Here is a 15493-nt window from a genome sequence, read left to right as displayed (position 1 = left end):
CTGGCGAGGCCCCGTTTCCGACTGCGAAAAAACGGAACGCTGGGAAGAAGCTATGGCGACTTTGCTTGGAAATCGCAGACACCGGGATCAAGCGCTGCAGGCAGCCTTCGTAGCGGTGATCGGCGCCATTGTGGTGACCGGCATTTTGACCGCGCGCCGGAATATGCAAATTCAAGGCGTTACATTTGGTTGGGATTTTCTGGACTACGCGACGGGGTCAACCATCCCCTTCACCCTGATCGACTATGACATTAGCTCGACCTATGCCCGCGCTCTCCTTGTCGGCTTCGTCAATACGCTTCTGCTTGGCGCGATTTCGATTTCGCTGTCTTTTATACTCGGCATGTTGATCGGAACCGCACGGCTTGCCAGCAACAAAATGCTGAGATGGATCGCAAGCTGGTACGTTCAGCTTTTTCGAAACCTTCCACTCATCCTGCAAGCCTTCTTCTGGTATTCACTCATCTCGCATCTGCCGCCGCCGAGGACGGCGATTGCGTTGCCCGGAAGCATCTTTATTTCGAACCGGGGCGTCTTCCTGCCTGCGCTGAACATCGATGCGATGCATGTCGTCATGGGCCTTGCAGCCGTGCTGGCCTTTCTCCTCGCAGCACTTCCACTTTCTCGGCGATACGGAAAAGCTGCGTTCGGCGTTGCTGTTGCTATTGGGCTTGCACTTGCAGCGCTGTCATTTGCCCTCGGCCGGCAAGTCGATGCTCCTTTGTTGAGCCTGCCGCAATTGCAGGGTCTCCGTTTCAGAGGCGGCGGGACGATCGTGCCAGAACTCACAGCGGTGATCATCGCCATCTCTCTGTTTGGCGCTTCGTATGTTGCCGAAATCGTCCGCGGTGGCTTCTTGGCCATTCCGACCGGGCAAACCGAAGCGGCGCAAGCGCTTGGATTGCGCAATTGGCAAATCTTCTCGCGAATCCGGCTGCCCCTGATGATCCGGATTGTGCTGCCGACGATGACCAATCAGATCATTTGGCTGATGAAGGCAACCACGATCGGTATTGCGATTGGCTACACGGATTTCTTTGCCGTCGTTGCCAATTCCATCAATCACTCTGGCCAGACTCTGACTTTGATTTTCATTCTGATCCTGGGCTTCTGGGCGATCAACATGTCGATCTCGGTGGTCATGAACGCCATCAACCGTGCGATTGCCCTGCCGGGTCATAAGAAATGAGCAAGGAGAAGGTTGTGGCTGAAATCGCGACCATCCAGCCCATGAAATCCGAGAGCCTGCTGAAAGGCTTTCAACGAGATTTCTTCTCCACATTTGGCCAATCGCTGCTGACGCTTGTTTGTCTGGCATTCGTCCTTTGGGCTGCGTGGACAATTGTCGACTGGGCTTTCATCAAAGCTGTCTGGACGGGTACGCCGGAGGATTGTCGCAATGTAGCGGGGGCTTGCTGGGCTGTCGTTGCGGACCGCTACAGGCTGATCCTGTTCGGCCTCTATCCCTATGCTGAACAATGGCGCTCGGCTCTCGCGTGCCTTGCGATCCTGCTGACAGCAATTTTGTCTTGCGTGCCTCTCTTCTGGTCAGCCAAGCGATTGCCTGCCGTGTGGATCGCCGGGTACGGCGCTTTCTACATTCTCATGAAAGGGGGAGTGTTTGGCATGCCGCTCGTGCTGGAAACGCAATGGGGCGGCCTTGCTCTGACAACGTTCGTTTTTGCATCCACCGTCGTCATCGGCATGCCGTTGGCGATTGTTCTCGCGCTTCTGCGGCGTTCGCGGCTACCAGTAATTTCATCCGTGACCGCGCTGTTTATCGATGGCATCCGGTCGCTGCCGCTCATTGCGATCCTGTTCACGGCCGCGATCGTGCTGCCGTTCACGCTTCCTGACTTTCTGGTCGGCGACAAGCTCTATCGTGTCATCCTCGGCGCCGCTGTGTTCTTCGCCGTCTATCAGGCTGAGATCATTCGCGGAGGCATCCAAGCGCTTGCGGCGGGTCAAGAGGAGGCTTCCGTCGCGCTTGGGCTGAACTACTGGCAGACGATCACTCGGATCATCCTGCCGCAAGCATTCCGCTACGCGCTGCCGGCCACGATCAATCAGGTGGTCATCGCTTTCATGGAAACCTCCCTGATCGTGATTCTTGGCTTCTTCGAGGTCACGGCGTCCGGCAATGCAGCCTTTTCCGCGGGAGGATGGAATTCCTTCTACGTCGAGGTCTACGTCTTCGTTGCATTGATCTATTTCACCTTCACGTTCTCGCTGTCGCGGTATGGCGCCTATCTCGAAAAATCGCTGAAGACGTCATCGCGGTAAGTTTGAATGTTTGAACGCTCATGAGGTTAACTGGCTATACCGACCGATTGTCCGTCCGTGCAGGCGAGACGATCGATATGAAGGTCTCCAGCCATTTCGGCGCTGACTATTTCGCCGATCTGGTTCGGATCTATTCGGCCGATCCGAACCCGGTCGGTGCGGGTATCGACATGCGTCCTGTTGCGGCCCATTTCCAAGGCCGGTACAGATCGGTGGCTAAGCCATCGTCTCCCGGCTCCTACGCCGTCATTCCACTTGGCGGGCTTCAGCGCTCCGACGACCTCACCTTTGCGATCCGCTTTCAACCGCGGTTCGTCAGGGATGAGCCTCAAACCCTCTTTTCGCTGATCTCCGCCGGTGGCAGCACGCTTAGCGCCGATATCGACGCGGCCGGGTTTTCCGTCATAGTCGATGCAACCTGGGAACGCCTGTCCGTCGTGCCGCAAACTGGCTGCTGGTACGAATTGCGCCTGCATTGGCTGGCCGGTCGCATCCGCGCGTCCTGCTACGACGTCTCTGCCGGCACGAGAATATCCGATCTCGATCGCCATCTGCCGTGGCCAGCGGGCGGGCTCTCAAGAATCATCCTTGCCGCCGGACGTGCGCCGGCTGACTGCTCGGATATGACGTCGTTCTTCAACGGCCGGCTTGAAAACCCCGCATTTTTTGTGGGCATGGAGGTTCCCGAGCACTTGGATCGCGGCAGGTCGGAACAACAAAAGATCGCGGCGCTTTGGGACTTCGGTCAGGGCATCGACACCGACAAGATCATTGATATCGGCCCGAACGGCCTTGAAGGGCGCACCCACAATTTGCCGGCGCGCGGCGTCCGCGGTTCGCGCTGGACGGGACGGGAAATGTCCTGGCAGCATGCGCCGGACGACTATGCGGCAATCCACTTCCATGAGGGCGACCTTCATGATTGCGGATGGGAAACCGACTTCACGTTCGATGTTCCACGCGATTTGCCAAGCGGCGTCTACGGGATAAGGCTCCGTTGCGAGGATGCCGAGGATATCATCCCGTTCTTCGTCCGCCCGAATTCAGATGGGCACAAGGCCCGCGTGGCCGTCCTCTTCTCGACGTTGACCTATCAGGCCTACTGCAATTATCCGCGCACGAATTACGGCGCGGCCTATGAGTCAAGGCGCGATGCCTGGGGAAGCAATCCGCATCATCCAGCACTTTATCCGGAATTCGGCCGCTCGCTTTACGATGTCCACGCCGATGGTAGCGGGGTCATGTTCAGTTCGCTCCTGCGCCCGCAACTGCTGATGCGGCCAGGCCTCTTCGCCTATCTCGACGAGAAAGGGTCCGGCCTTCGTCATTTCGCGGCCGACATGCATTTGATTGCGTGGCTGGACGCCAAAGGAATCGAGATCGACGTCGTCACGGATCACGATCTTGATGCAGAAGGTCTTTTCGCGCTCGAGGGCTATGCGCTGCTTTTGACCGTGACCCATCCTGAATATCACACATTGCGGTCTCTGGATGCACTCCAGCAGTTTGTCGATGCGGGCGGCAACCTTGCCTATCTTGGGGGCAACGGTTTTTACTGGCGTGTCGCGACAAGCGACATCTTTCCCGCCGCGATCGAGATCCGGCGCGGGGAAAGCGGCGTCAGAATGTGGGAAACCGAAACTGGCGAATGCTTCCATGCATTTGACGGCCAGTACGGCGGCTTGTGGTTGAAGAATGGCCGTCCTCCGCAAAAGCTGGTCGGTATCGGCATGTCGGCGCACGGGCCGTTCACGTCGTCCTACTATCGTCGGACTCAGATATCTAGAGAACCGGAGTTCGCCTGGCTCTTCGACGGGATAGATGACGAAATCATCGGCAATTTCGGCCTGTCCGGTGGCGGGGCTGCTGGGTTCGAACTCGATGTTGTAGATCCGTCGCTCGGCACGCCGGCTTCGGCGATCGTTCTGGCTTCCTCCGAACACCATCCAGTCGACTACGCCTGTGTACCGGAAAAAATCTGGAACCCGGACCTGCACTCGGCCGAGTGGCAGCGCAACCAGGTCAGGGCCGATCTTTGCCTCGTCACTCTGCCAAAAGGAAACTGCGTATTTTCCACAGGGTCGATCATGTTCTGCGGCAGTCTGCCGGTGAATGGTTTCAACAACAACATTTCACGACTGCTGGAGAATTTTGTCGCTGGTTGCCTGACCAAGGGGGAGGCGATCTGAATTTTGTCGGCATTGGGTCGACAGCCGTTTGACGAACCGCCGGTACCAATCAGTACTCGTCCGAATGCCACTCGAAAGATCAGCAAGAAATGAATTCAAGATGAGCATTTCAAATTCCATTGTGGAAAAGGATCTGGCATCTCACATCCATCCCTTCACCAATCTTGCCCGCCATCAGGAGATCGGCCCGTTCATCATCGGACGGGGCGACGGCGTTCGCGTGATCGACGATCAGGGACGCTCTTATATTGAGGCTATGTCCGGGCTTTGGAGCGTAGGCCTTGGATTCAGTGAGAAGCGGCTGGTCGAGGCAGCCACGCGACAGCTCGAAACGCTGCCTTACTATCACAGCTTCTCCCACAAGGCGCATGCACCCGGTGTGGAGCTTGCCGCAAAACTGGCGGAATTGGCGCCGGGCAATCTCAACCATGTTCACTTCACCAATTCCGGCTCTGAGGCCAACGACACCGTCGTCAAGATGGTCTGGTACCTCAACAATGCCCTTGGGCGGCCGGCGAAGAAGAAATTCCTGGCGCGCCAGCAGGGCTACCATGGATCAACGATCGCTTCGGCGAGCCTGACCGGTCTTCCGGCCAGCCATCGGGATTTCGACCTCCCGGCGATCCCCGTCAGGCATTTGACGTGCCCGCATTTCTATCGCTTCGGTTTGCCGGGAGAGACCGAGATCGAGTTCTCCTCGCGGCTTGCTCGCGAGATCGAAGACGTTATCCTCGCTGAGGGCCCCGAAACCATCGCCGCGTTTATCGGCGAGCCGCTGATTGCCGCCGGTGGCGTCATACCGGCACCTGAAGGTTACTGGCCACGGGTGCAGGATATTTGCCGTCGCTATGACATCCTTCTTGTGGTCGACGAGATTATCACTGCCTTTGGCAGGCTTGGTGCGATGTTCGGATCTGAATATTACGGGATTCAGCCTGACATCATGGTGCTCTCCAAGCAGTTGACCTCATCGTATCAGCCATTGGCGGCGATCGTCGTGTCGGAGCCTATCAACGAGATTCTGGTTGAGCACAGCGGCCGGTTGGGGAGTTTCGTCCACGGCTTTACCACGACCGGACACCCCGTCGCGACCGCGGTGGGGCTCGAAAACGTCCGGATCATCGAGGAACGTGGGCTGGTGGGACACGCGCGAGACATGGGCGTGCTCCTTCAGGAGGGGTTGCGGCAGTTTGGTTCCCACCCATTGGTGGGAAATGTGCGCGGGGCGGGTTTCGTCGGCGGCGTCGAGCTGGTGGCGGACAAGGCTACGAAGAAAACCTTCGATGACCGCGGAGCTCTTGGCGCCTATGTTTTCCGCCGCGCGCACGACCACGGGCTGATTATCCGTGCAATTTACGACACGATTGCTTTTTGCCCTCCACTGATCGCCAGCGAGGACGATCTCGCAGCCATCTTCACTGCGTTCGAACGAACGTTGCACGATGCAACCGAATGGGCAAAGGCAAACGGCATGAAATAGGCTTTCGGGGAGGCGGGCCTCGTCGAGGTGCGCCTCCCAAAGAGTGCAACGATTGCAGATTCTTGCCGACCGCGAGATCGATCGTTCCAGAATAGCGCATGGCGCCCGAACAGCGAAAGGATATTGTGACATGGCAGATCGGAAGGCCGCGGTCGAAGTGGACCGTCTTCACAAATCGTATGGGCATCACCAGGTGCTTTTCGATGTGAACCTGACCGTCAATGCGGGAGAAAGGATTGTCGTTTGCGGGCCATCAGGGTCAGGAAAGTCGACGCTCATCCGCTGCCTCAACAAGCTCGAAGACCACCAGAGCGGCACGATCCGGGTGCTCGGAACGGAACTCAACGACGACATAGAAAACATCAACGAGATCCGCCGCGAGGTTGGCATGGTGTTCCAGCATTTCAACCTGTTTCCGCATCTGTCGGTGCTGGAGAATTGTGTTCTCGCGCCCATGCTGGTGCGCAAACAGGATCGCAAGACCGCCGAGGCGCAAGCCATGACCTATCTCCAACGCGTCCGTATCCCTGAAAAGGCGAAGAGCTACCCAGGCGAGCTATCCGGCGGCCAGCAGCAACGCGTCGCCATTGCGCGAGCGCTCTGCATGAAACCGGAAATCATGCTCTTCGATGAGCCCACCTCTGCGCTCGATCCGGAAATGATCTCCGAAGTGCTCGACGTTATGACCGAACTCGCGGTGGGGGGTATGACCATGGTGTGTGTGACACATGAAATGGGTTTTGCGCGAAAGGTTGCGGACCGGGTCATATTCATGGACCAGGGCCGCATCGTCGAGGACGCACCCCCGGCCGAATTCTTCGACAATCCGCAGCATGAACGCTCGAAGCTCTTCCTGAGCCAGATCCTCGGACATTAGAGGCTATCCATGAGCCACAAGCAGCCTAACATTCTCCTCGTCATGTGCGATCAACTCACAGCGATCGCACTTTCGGTCTACGGGAACGCTGTTTGTAAGACGCCGAACATTGACAGGCTGGCGGCCGAGGGATCGGTCTTCGAGAATGCCTACTGCAATTATCCGCTTTGCGCGCCTTCCCGCTTTGCGCTTATGAGCGGGCGGTTGCCATCGCGGATCGGCGCTTACGACAACGCTGCTGAATTTCCGGCGGCCGTGCCGACGATCGCCCATTACTTGCGCGATGCCGGCTATTACACCTGCATCTCAGGCAAGATGCATTTTGTTGGGCCCGATCAGCATCACGGCTACGAGGACCGCTTGACGACGGAAATTTATCCAGCGGATTTCAGCTGGGTGCCGCCGAAGATCTATGACGAGTTGCAGGACGAGGAGGCAACCGGCAAGAGCAAAGTGCCATTCGGAGTTTCGAGCGTGGAGACGATTGCCGATGCCGCCCCGCTCGCGCGTTCCCAGCAGATCGACTACGATGACGAGGTGGCTAGGCGCGCCACGCAGCACATTTTCGACTGGCGACGCTATGGCGATGGACGGCCGCTGTTTATGACCGTCTCGTTCACCCAGCCGCACGATCCGTATGTGATCACGCGGGAATACTGGGATCTCTATTCTGACGAGTGCATCGACCCGCCGCGCACGCCGACGATCGCGCTTGAGGACATGGATCCCCACAGCCGGTCGCTACACTTCCACTACAGCCTCGATAAGTTCGAGGTGACGGATGAGATCTATCGGCGGGCGCGCCGGGGCTATTACGGCATGATCAGCTACGTCGATCAGAAGCTCGGCGAATTGCGCCGGACACTGGCGGATTCTGGCATCGCCAACGACACCGTGATCATTTTCACGTCGGATCACGGTGACATGATCGGTGAGCGGGGGCTTTGGTTCAAGAAGAACCTCTTCGATCCGGCAATCCGCGTGCCGTTGATCGTCTACCAACCGGGTGCGGCGGCACTTGCGAGGATTACGGCACCCGTCTCGCTGATCGACATTATGCCGACTCTTGTGGAAATCGCGACCGGTTCGACCGATGCCATCGTCACAGAACACGAGGGCGATAGCCTGCTGTCGTTGCTAGGCAAGGACCAGCCGGACCGTATCGTGATGGCCGAGCACATCGACGGCGGCACGAAGGCTCCGCGCGTCATGCTTCGGCAGGGGACAAGCAAGATCGTCGTCTCCGAAGCCTATCCTACCCAATTCTTTGACCTTGGCCTTGATGCAGGCGAGACGCGGAACCTGGCGGAAGACCCTGCATGGAGGGACAACGTCGCGGCGCTGATGGAAAGGGTCCAACAAACATGGGACCTTTCGCGTCTACGCGACGACGTCATGCAAAGTCAGCGCATCCGGCAATTTGTGAACCGGGCGATGCAGAAGGGCAAGTTGCGGGAATGGGAGCACTATCCCGACGCCATTCGGGAACACACTAAGTTCGTTCGTACCGGTGAGCGATTTCCGGAGGTGGAGCGTCGTTCGTACCTGCCATACGGTGACTACTAAACCATCAGCACAGTTACGATCAGGGAGTTTGCGGCGAGATGGCCCTTCCAGCAAGACCCCTATTCGCTCTTGACAATTGTCGACATGGAGACGACAAGATCATGTCGACACGCAGACGGCAGAAATCGAAGCTAATTTGACTGCAGGATCATCTCGATCGGCGGCCGCGGACCCAGCTCAGGGAGACAAAGATGAAACTTTCAGGTGTAATGCCAGCGCTCGTGACGCCGTTCGACGAGAACAACAAAATCGACTTCAAGGCTCTCGAAAAGCACATGACCGCCTTGCGCGCTGCAGGCGTAACCGGCTGGGTGCCGATGGGATCGACTGGCGAATATTTCTCGATGTCGAATGAAGAACGGGACGAAGTGCTGAAGTTCGTCAAGGGCTTCGCCAATGACGATGAAATTCTTATTGCCGGCACCAATGCGCCTGCCACGCGCGAGGTGATCGAGAACACAGCGCGCGCAAAGGAAATCGGTTACGACACGGTTCTGCTCGCCACGCCGTTCTACACGCGGCCCACCCAGGAAGAATTGTTGGCGCACTACCGTGCCGTGCTCGATGCGACGGAAGTCAGCCTCATCCTCTACAATTATCCGCCCAAGGACGGCATCGAAATTTCATTTGACCTGATGGATGCGCTGGCTGACGATCCGCGGGTAATTGGCATCAAGGAAAGCTCAGGCATTCTGCAGCGTGCCGTCGACATTCACGCCCGTTACAAGGGCCGTATCGACCTTGTCTCAGGATCGGATGACATCGCGCTCGACTTTATGTTCTGGGGCGCCGATAGCTGGATCTGTGGCCCGGCCAATTGCATGGCCAAGGCCTGCTGCGATCTCGACCGCACCTTCCGCGCCGGCAATCTCGAGAAGGCGCGTGACATGATGATGGTGCTTTATCGCGCCATGAACATCCTCGAAAGCGGCAAGTTCGTGCAGAAGATCAAGTACGGTTGCGAGCTTCAGGGCACGCCGGTCGGCAAGTGTCGCGCGCCGCTGGGCGAGCTGACGGCCGAGGAAAAGACCGCTTTCCGCGCGGCGATGGAGCCGATTCTGAACTGGTAGCGGCGGCATCGGCGCCGGCGTTGCGGTGATGATGGCAGACTTCGATCCTGCGCGGGACTTTGGTCGCGCTAGGGAGGTGCTGGACCTCCAACGGCGAAACGCTTTCTACGGCACCGGTCGCAGCCACCTTGGCTTGAACTACAGATCGGCCACCGGTCCAGGCCGACCCGATCACGGTGCGACACCGTCTTTGGACATGAAAGCTTCGTCGACCACTTTGGGAACGGGCGCAGGCGATAGGGAAAGGGAGCGAAGGTGCCGAGCGAACTCTATATTGATGGACAGTGGGTGAAGCCGGTCAAGGGTGGAAGCTCGGATGTGATCAATCCCGCGACCGAGGAGGTGATCCAAACGATTGCCAGCGCCTGCGCGGAGGATGTAGATATCGCCGTCAAAGCGGCTCGCCGAGCATTCGACCAGGACGGTTGGCCGAAGTTGAGCGGAGCACAACGGGCAAAGTATCTCAGGTCTATCGCTGAAGGCATTCGCGCTCGCCAGACCGAAATCGCGCGTCTCGAGGTACTGGACAATGGAAAGCCATTCCCGGAAGCCGACTGGGATGTCGCCGACGCCGCAGGCTGCTTCGATTTTTATGCAAGGTTGGCAGAGCAACTCGATAACAATCCGGAAGAGGTGGTTGAACTCTCTGATGCGCGGTTCAGCTGCAAAGCAATTCGTGAACCCCTGGGCGTCGCAGGTGCGATCATACCTTGGAATTTTCCGCTGTTGATGGCGGCGTGGAAGGTAGCGCCTGCGCTTGCTGCGGGATGTACCGTTGTTCTGAAACCAGCAGAGCTGACCTCGCTTACGGCTCTGGAACTGGCTGCAATTGCGCACGAAGTTGGGCTGCCGGCCGGGGTGCTCAACATCCTCACAGGCTCGGGCACCATCGCCGGTCAGGCAATTATCGACCACAAGGACGTCGACAAGCTGGCCTTCACCGGATCTGGACCGATAGGCTCCAAGATCATGGCCGCAGCGGCCCGGGACATAAAGCGCATAAGTCTCGAACTCGGCGGAAAGTCCCCATTCGTCGTCTTCGAGGACGCAGATATTGATGACGCCGTCGAATGGATCATGTTCGGCATCTTCTGGAACCAGGGGCAGGTTTGCTCGGCAACTTCGAGGGTTCTTGTCCACGAGCGGATATACGAGCCGCTGATGAAGCGGCTGGTTGAAGAAACGAACAAGATCAAGATTGGGGACGGCCGGGAGCAGGGGGTTCTTTTGGGGCCGCTGGTTTCCAAACGTCAGTACGAACAGGTCTTTGCTGCTATCGAGGCAGCGAGAGCCGCGGGCGCCACCGTTGCCTGCGGCGGTGAGCGTCCGGAAGGTTTCGACAAGGGCTACTACCTCCAGCCGACTATTCTCACGGACGTTCCCTTGGAAAGTGCCGCTTGGACCGAGGAAATCTTCGGCCCGGTGGTCTGCGTGCGCCCCTTCGAGACCGAAGAAGAGGCGATTGAGCTTGCCAACGATTCTCGCTTCGGGCTTGCCGCCGCTGTCATGTCGAAGGACGACGCCCGGGCTGAGCGCGTCGCCGCTGCTTTCCGCGCCGGCATTGTCTGGATCAACTGCTCGCAGCCAACTTTCACCGAGGCGCCGTGGGGCGGCTACAAGGAGTCGGGCATCGGACGGGAACTCGGACGTTGGGGCCTCGACAATTATCTCGAAACGAAGCAGGTCACCCGCTTCAGCGGCAAGGATCCGTGGGGCTGGTACCTCAAGCCGACGGGTGAGGAGAAATCCGCCTCCGCAAGGCCATCGAACTCATGATCGGCTGATCGGCGATGTCCAGCTCAGACACAGAGCAAATTGCGGTTGTCGGTGCCGGCATCATCGGCGTTGCGGTCGCCTTTGAGCTGCAGCGTCGCGGCAAGAGCGTGACGCTGATTGATCGAAGCGAGCCTGGTCTCGGCGCCTCTTTCGGCAATATGGCGAGCATAGCCGTCACCGAATTCATGCCGGCATCGCGACTTTCGGTATGGGCGCAGATGCCAAAATGGCTTCTCGATCCCGAGGGACCGGTGCGTGTACGGCCATCGTATCTGCCAAGGCTGACGCCCTGGTTCGTGCGTTTTCTCGAAGCGAGCCGTCCGTCACGTGTGCGCAAACTCGAGGCTGCCGGTGCCGCGCTCTGCAAGCGCGTCTACGACGACCTCCTGCCGCTGCTCGAAACGGCAGGGCTTTCCCACATGCTAACCGACGAAGGCTGCCTCAGCCTTTATACTGACGAGACCGAGTTCAAGGCTGACCGCGAGCACATCGAAGTCCTGGAACGATTTGGCTTCCCACATGAGGTGCTCGGCGGCAATGAACTCCGTGAGCTTGAGCCGGCGATTACGACCAAGATCGGTCGCGCGGTGCTCTTTCCGCAAAACCGCTCAGTGCGCGATCCTTACAATCTCGTCCTGTTGCTGGCGGAACGATTTATAGGTCTCGGCGGCCGGATGGAAACCGGCGAGGTCGTCGGCTTCGACCGCTCGGACCATGCGTTGGAAGCTATCCGACTCAAGGACGGACGCCGCGTCGTGGTCTCATCTGCTGTGCTGTGCGCCGGTGCCTATACCGGCCGTCTGTCCAGGCTGCTTGGCGAACACATTCCGCTGGAGACAGAGCGCGGCTATCATACACACATCATGGCGCCCGGAATTTCCATGCGGCACTCCATCATCTGGCCCGCACGCGCATTCATGGTGACGCCGACTGCCGGCGGCATCCGTGTCGGCGGAACCGTCGAAATGGCGGGTCTGGACGCTCCGCCCGACTACAGGCGCGCCAAAGTCTTGGTGAAGCGCGCATCGGAAGCATTGCCGGACCTGCAACCAAACGCCGCCACCGAGTGGATGGGCCATCGGCCGGCGCTGCCCGATACCGTGCCAATCATCGGCCCATCCGCGAGGACAAGAGGCCTCTATTACGCAACCGGCCATGGCCATCTCGGCCTGACCTATGCCGCAACCACCGCCCGCCTCATCGCCGATCTAACCACGGGCAAAACACCGCCGATCGACCTTCGCCCCTATCGCGTCGACAGGTTCTAAGGGAGGGCCAACGAACCGTCAGCAGACAGTCGATGCGGACTTCTGCCCGCCGGCAATGAAGCATTCGCCGCAAGCTGAGGAAGTGGGGCGCGGAACACTACTTTGAGACTAAGCAGATCATCGATCAACGGGCAGTGACAATAGGTTGGTTCAAATGAGCGTTCTTTCAGCCCCCCAATGGCAAGGGTCGATAGAAATACTGCAGGTGCACTGCCAAGGAGAGATCGGCAAGGTAATCACCGGCGGCGCGCCAGAGATCCCCGGTTCGACGCTGCTCGACAAGATGAATCACATCAACTCTGTCGATGATAGCCTGCGTCGTTTCGTGACGTTCGAGCCCAGGGCCAGTGTCGCCATGTCGGTGAACCTGCTTGTCGAGCCGTGCCGACCGGATGCCGATGCCGGCTTTATCGTGCTGCAGGCCGACAGGGCGCATCCGATGTCGGGAAGCAACTGCATCTGCGTCGTGACTGCGCTGCTGGAATCCGGCCGTGTGCAGATGCAGGAGCCGGAAACCATTGTCCGTCTCGACACGCCGGCCGGATTGATCGTGGCACGCGCGCGCTGCTCCAACGGTCGCTGTCTTTCTGTCAGTCTTGACAATGTGCCGGCCTTCGTGGAGGCCCTCGACCAGACAGTCGAAATGCCGCGCTGGGGGCGCCTCAAGGCCGACATCGCGTTCGGCGGAGTCTATTACGCCATCGTCGATGTCGACCAGATCGGCCTTGAAATCGTACCGCACCACGCTCGCGCGCTCGCTGAAGCCGGCATTGAGTTGAAGGCATTGCTAAAGGATCAGATTTCGGTTCAGCATCCCGAACTGCCCGGCATTAACGAGATTGCCTATGTGATGTTTCGCGGCCGCGACGACGACGGCGCGGTGCGCACCTGCACGACGCTGAAACCCGGCCGGGTCGACCGCTCCCCATGCGGGACTGGCAGTTCCGCCAATCTTGCGGTGCTGCATGCAAGGGGCGAGCTCAAGGTCGGCGATGTGCGCAAATCACGATCGATCATCGGCGGCGAGTTTCTCGCCGAGGCCATCGGCCTGGCCACGGTCGGCGGCAGGGATGCGGTCCTGCCCAGGATCACCGGTCAGGCGTGGATCTATGGCCGGGAACAGCTACGACTGGACGACAATGACCCCTTCGCCTCGGGATTTGCACTCTCCGACACTTGGGGACCGCAGGTCGACGAACTCGGTTGATTGGAAGTTCAATGTCATCCCTCACCAAACCTCTGGACGGCCAGACCGTCCTGGTCACCGGCGCCTCCGGCGCAATCGGCAGCGCGATTGTCCGGCAGATCGCGAACGAAGGTGCCCGCGTCATCATTCACTACGGCCGCGATCGCAAGAGCGCGAACCTCCTCCTGGAGCAGATCGGCGGCGCGGGATGGACGGTCCAAGCAGATTTGGCCTCTGCCGCGGGACCGACACAGTTGTGGAACCAGGCCGTCGGGCTTGCCGGCCGTATCGATTCCATCATCAACAATGCCGGCGTACGAACTGAGATTTCCATCGGGTCGGATCTCGATGAGTGGCAGGCAGCCTGGCGCCGGGAGTTTCAGCTCGACTTCTTCGCCGTTACCGACCTTTGCAGGGCTGCAATCCTGCACTTTCGCGAGCATGGTGGTGGGCGCATTGTCAATATGGCGAGCCGCGCAGGACAGCGCGGCTACAGCGCCGAAGCGATGCCGTATGGCGCGGCGAAGGCTGCGCTGATCAATCTCACCAAATCGATTGCCCGCAGCTTCGGCGCTGAGGGGGTTGTGGCGATAGCGATCGCGCCGGGCTGGGTGCGAACGGAAATGGCCGAGGAATTCGTGTCGCGGTTTGGCGAGGCTGCTGCGGTCGCCGACATTCCGATAGGGCGGATGGCCGAGCCGTCCGAAGTGGCCGAACTGGTCAGCTTCGCCTTGCGCCCTTCGCAGCGCTCGCTCAGCGGAGCCACGCTCGACGTCAACGGCGCCAGCTACATCAGATGAAAAGTCATCAGGGCCAAGGAAATGCGAGATGAAGCGGTTTGATGAGAAGGTCGCCATTGTGACCGGCGGCGCTGGCGGCATCGGATCGGCTATTTCCCGTCGCCTTGCTGATGAGGGCGCTTTCGTCGTCGTCACCGACATGGATCTGGACGCCGCCAGTTCGGTTGTTGCTGAAATTTCGGCGAGCGGCGGTAATGCGCGTGCGGTTCGCACCGACATATCCAATGGGCTTGCCTGTGCCGACCTGGTTTCGGATGTGCTGCGCGTCAACAGACATATCGATATCCTCGCCAACAATGCAGGCATCAACCGGCGCGGTAACCTGCTCGACCTTAGCGAAGGTGACTGGCACGCCAGTTTCGATGTCAATCTGCACTCGATGTTCTACCTCTGCCGTGCCGTGCTGCCGCATATGATCGAGAATGGCGGCGGCGCGATCGTCAACACCGCGTCGCAATGGGGGTTGCATCCTGCGCCCAATCACATCGCCTACAATGTGACAAAGGCCGCGGTTGCGTCGTTCACGCAGAACCTCGCCCGCGACTACGCGCCTCACAAAATTCGTGTAAACGCCGTCTGCCCAGGCGAAATCCACACGCCCATGCTGGAGGCCGGTGTGAAGCGCTCCGGCAGGACGATTGCCGACCTCGAGAGACTTGTCCCGTTCGGCCGCATTGGTAAGCCTGAGGAAGTCGCCGCACTTGTCGCCTTTCTCGCGTCGAATGAGGCCCAGTTCATGTGCGGATCGCTTGTCGAGATCACTGGCGCGCAGGCTGTGGCTTGATTTGACGCATTTGCACGAATACCGAAAACAGGGATCGACTGACGTTCTGGAGACAATACCTGAATTTCGGGAGCCCGCCACCGCACTAAACAGCTGGCGCAGAAAGTGCGGTGTGGCGTTGCCGCCGAGCATTTCGCTGTCGACGTCCGCTTCTGCTGCCGGATCATCTTGGGGTTGCCAGTGTCGTTTTTGGCCAAAACACCTATTTCAATCT

At 59.0% G+C, this 15493-nt stretch carries 13 protein-coding genes; 12 read left to right on the top strand and 1 reads right to left on the bottom strand.

Going from position 1 to position 15493, the window contains the following annotated elements; all coding sequences use genetic code 11:
- Positions 1-52: 52 nt before the first annotated feature.
- Both FJW03_RS15020 and FJW03_RS15015 read left to right on the top strand, forming a co-directional pair.
- Positions 53-1189 carry an ABC transporter permease subunit gene (locus FJW03_RS15020; RefSeq protein WP_181173186.1) on the top strand — a complete coding sequence of 379 codons (1137 nt, stop codon included), beginning with the start codon at positions 53-55 and terminating at the stop codon, positions 1187-1189.
- Complete coding sequence (locus FJW03_RS15015) at positions 1186-2283, top strand: amino acid ABC transporter permease (protein ID WP_226890676.1); 1098 nt, start codon at positions 1186-1188, stop codon at positions 2281-2283. The genes FJW03_RS15020 and FJW03_RS15015 overlap by 4 nt, the downstream gene beginning before the upstream one ends.
- Positions 2284-2309: 26 nt before the next feature.
- On the opposite strand, the gene FJW03_RS15010 is transcribed toward FJW03_RS15015, so the two are convergent.
- On the bottom strand, positions 2310-2834 hold the full coding sequence (locus FJW03_RS15010) for a hypothetical protein (protein ID WP_226890675.1): 525 nt from the start codon (positions 2832-2834) through the stop codon (positions 2310-2312).
- 72 nt (positions 2835-2906) lie between these two features.
- Between FJW03_RS15010 and FJW03_RS15005 the strand changes: the two genes are divergently transcribed.
- The 10 genes from FJW03_RS15005 to FJW03_RS14960 all read left to right on the top strand — a co-directional run bounded on the left by FJW03_RS15005 (position 2907) and on the right by FJW03_RS14960 (position 15279).
- Entirely contained in the window at positions 2907-4472 is a 1566-nt protein-coding gene (locus FJW03_RS15005) for a N,N-dimethylformamidase beta subunit family domain-containing protein (RefSeq protein WP_226890674.1), read from the top strand.
- A gap of 100 nt (positions 4473-4572) precedes the next feature.
- On the top strand, positions 4573-5952 hold the full coding sequence (locus FJW03_RS15000) for an aspartate aminotransferase family protein (RefSeq protein ID WP_140761774.1): 1380 nt from the start codon (positions 4573-4575) through the stop codon (positions 5950-5952).
- 130 nt (positions 5953-6082) lie between these two features.
- A complete protein-coding gene (locus FJW03_RS14995) occupies positions 6083-6829 on the top strand; it encodes an amino acid ABC transporter ATP-binding protein (protein ID WP_140761771.1) in 747 nt (248 codons plus the stop codon).
- 9 nt (positions 6830-6838) lie between these two features.
- Complete coding sequence (gene betC, locus FJW03_RS14990) at positions 6839-8395, top strand: choline-sulfatase (protein ID WP_140761768.1); 1557 nt, start codon at positions 6839-6841, stop codon at positions 8393-8395.
- Positions 8396-8586: 191 nt separating this feature from the next.
- Entirely contained in the window at positions 8587-9465 is an 879-nt protein-coding gene (gene dapA / locus FJW03_RS14985; RefSeq protein WP_140761765.1) for a 4-hydroxy-tetrahydrodipicolinate synthase, read from the top strand.
- Between the two features lie 255 nt (positions 9466-9720).
- Positions 9721-11241, top strand: a complete 1521-nt coding sequence (locus FJW03_RS14980; protein WP_140761763.1) for an aldehyde dehydrogenase family protein — start codon at positions 9721-9723, stop codon at positions 11239-11241.
- Between the two features lie 14 nt (positions 11242-11255).
- A complete protein-coding gene (locus FJW03_RS14975) occupies positions 11256-12509 on the top strand; it encodes an NAD(P)/FAD-dependent oxidoreductase (protein ID WP_140761760.1) in 1254 nt (417 codons plus the stop codon).
- Positions 12510-12663: 154 nt separating this feature from the next.
- On the top strand, positions 12664-13716 hold the full coding sequence (locus FJW03_RS14970; RefSeq protein WP_140761757.1) for a proline racemase family protein: 1053 nt from the start codon (positions 12664-12666) through the stop codon (positions 13714-13716).
- Positions 13717-13727: 11 nt separating this feature from the next.
- Positions 13728-14495, top strand: a complete 768-nt coding sequence (locus FJW03_RS14965; RefSeq protein WP_140761870.1) for an SDR family NAD(P)-dependent oxidoreductase — start codon at positions 13728-13730, stop codon at positions 14493-14495.
- A gap of 28 nt (positions 14496-14523) precedes the next feature.
- Positions 14524-15279: an SDR family NAD(P)-dependent oxidoreductase gene (locus tag FJW03_RS14960; RefSeq protein WP_140761754.1), complete on the top strand. Its 756-nt coding sequence runs from the start codon at positions 14524-14526 to the stop codon at positions 15277-15279.
- The last annotated feature ends 214 nt before the right edge of the window (positions 15280-15493 follow it).

Origin of the sequence: Mesorhizobium sp. B4-1-4, from assembly GCF_006439395.2 — a bacterium.
Taxonomy (GTDB): Bacteria; Pseudomonadota; Alphaproteobacteria; order Rhizobiales; family Rhizobiaceae; genus Mesorhizobium.
The sequence above is the reverse complement of the archived record's forward strand: the minus strand, read 5'-3'. Positions and strand labels throughout refer to the sequence as shown.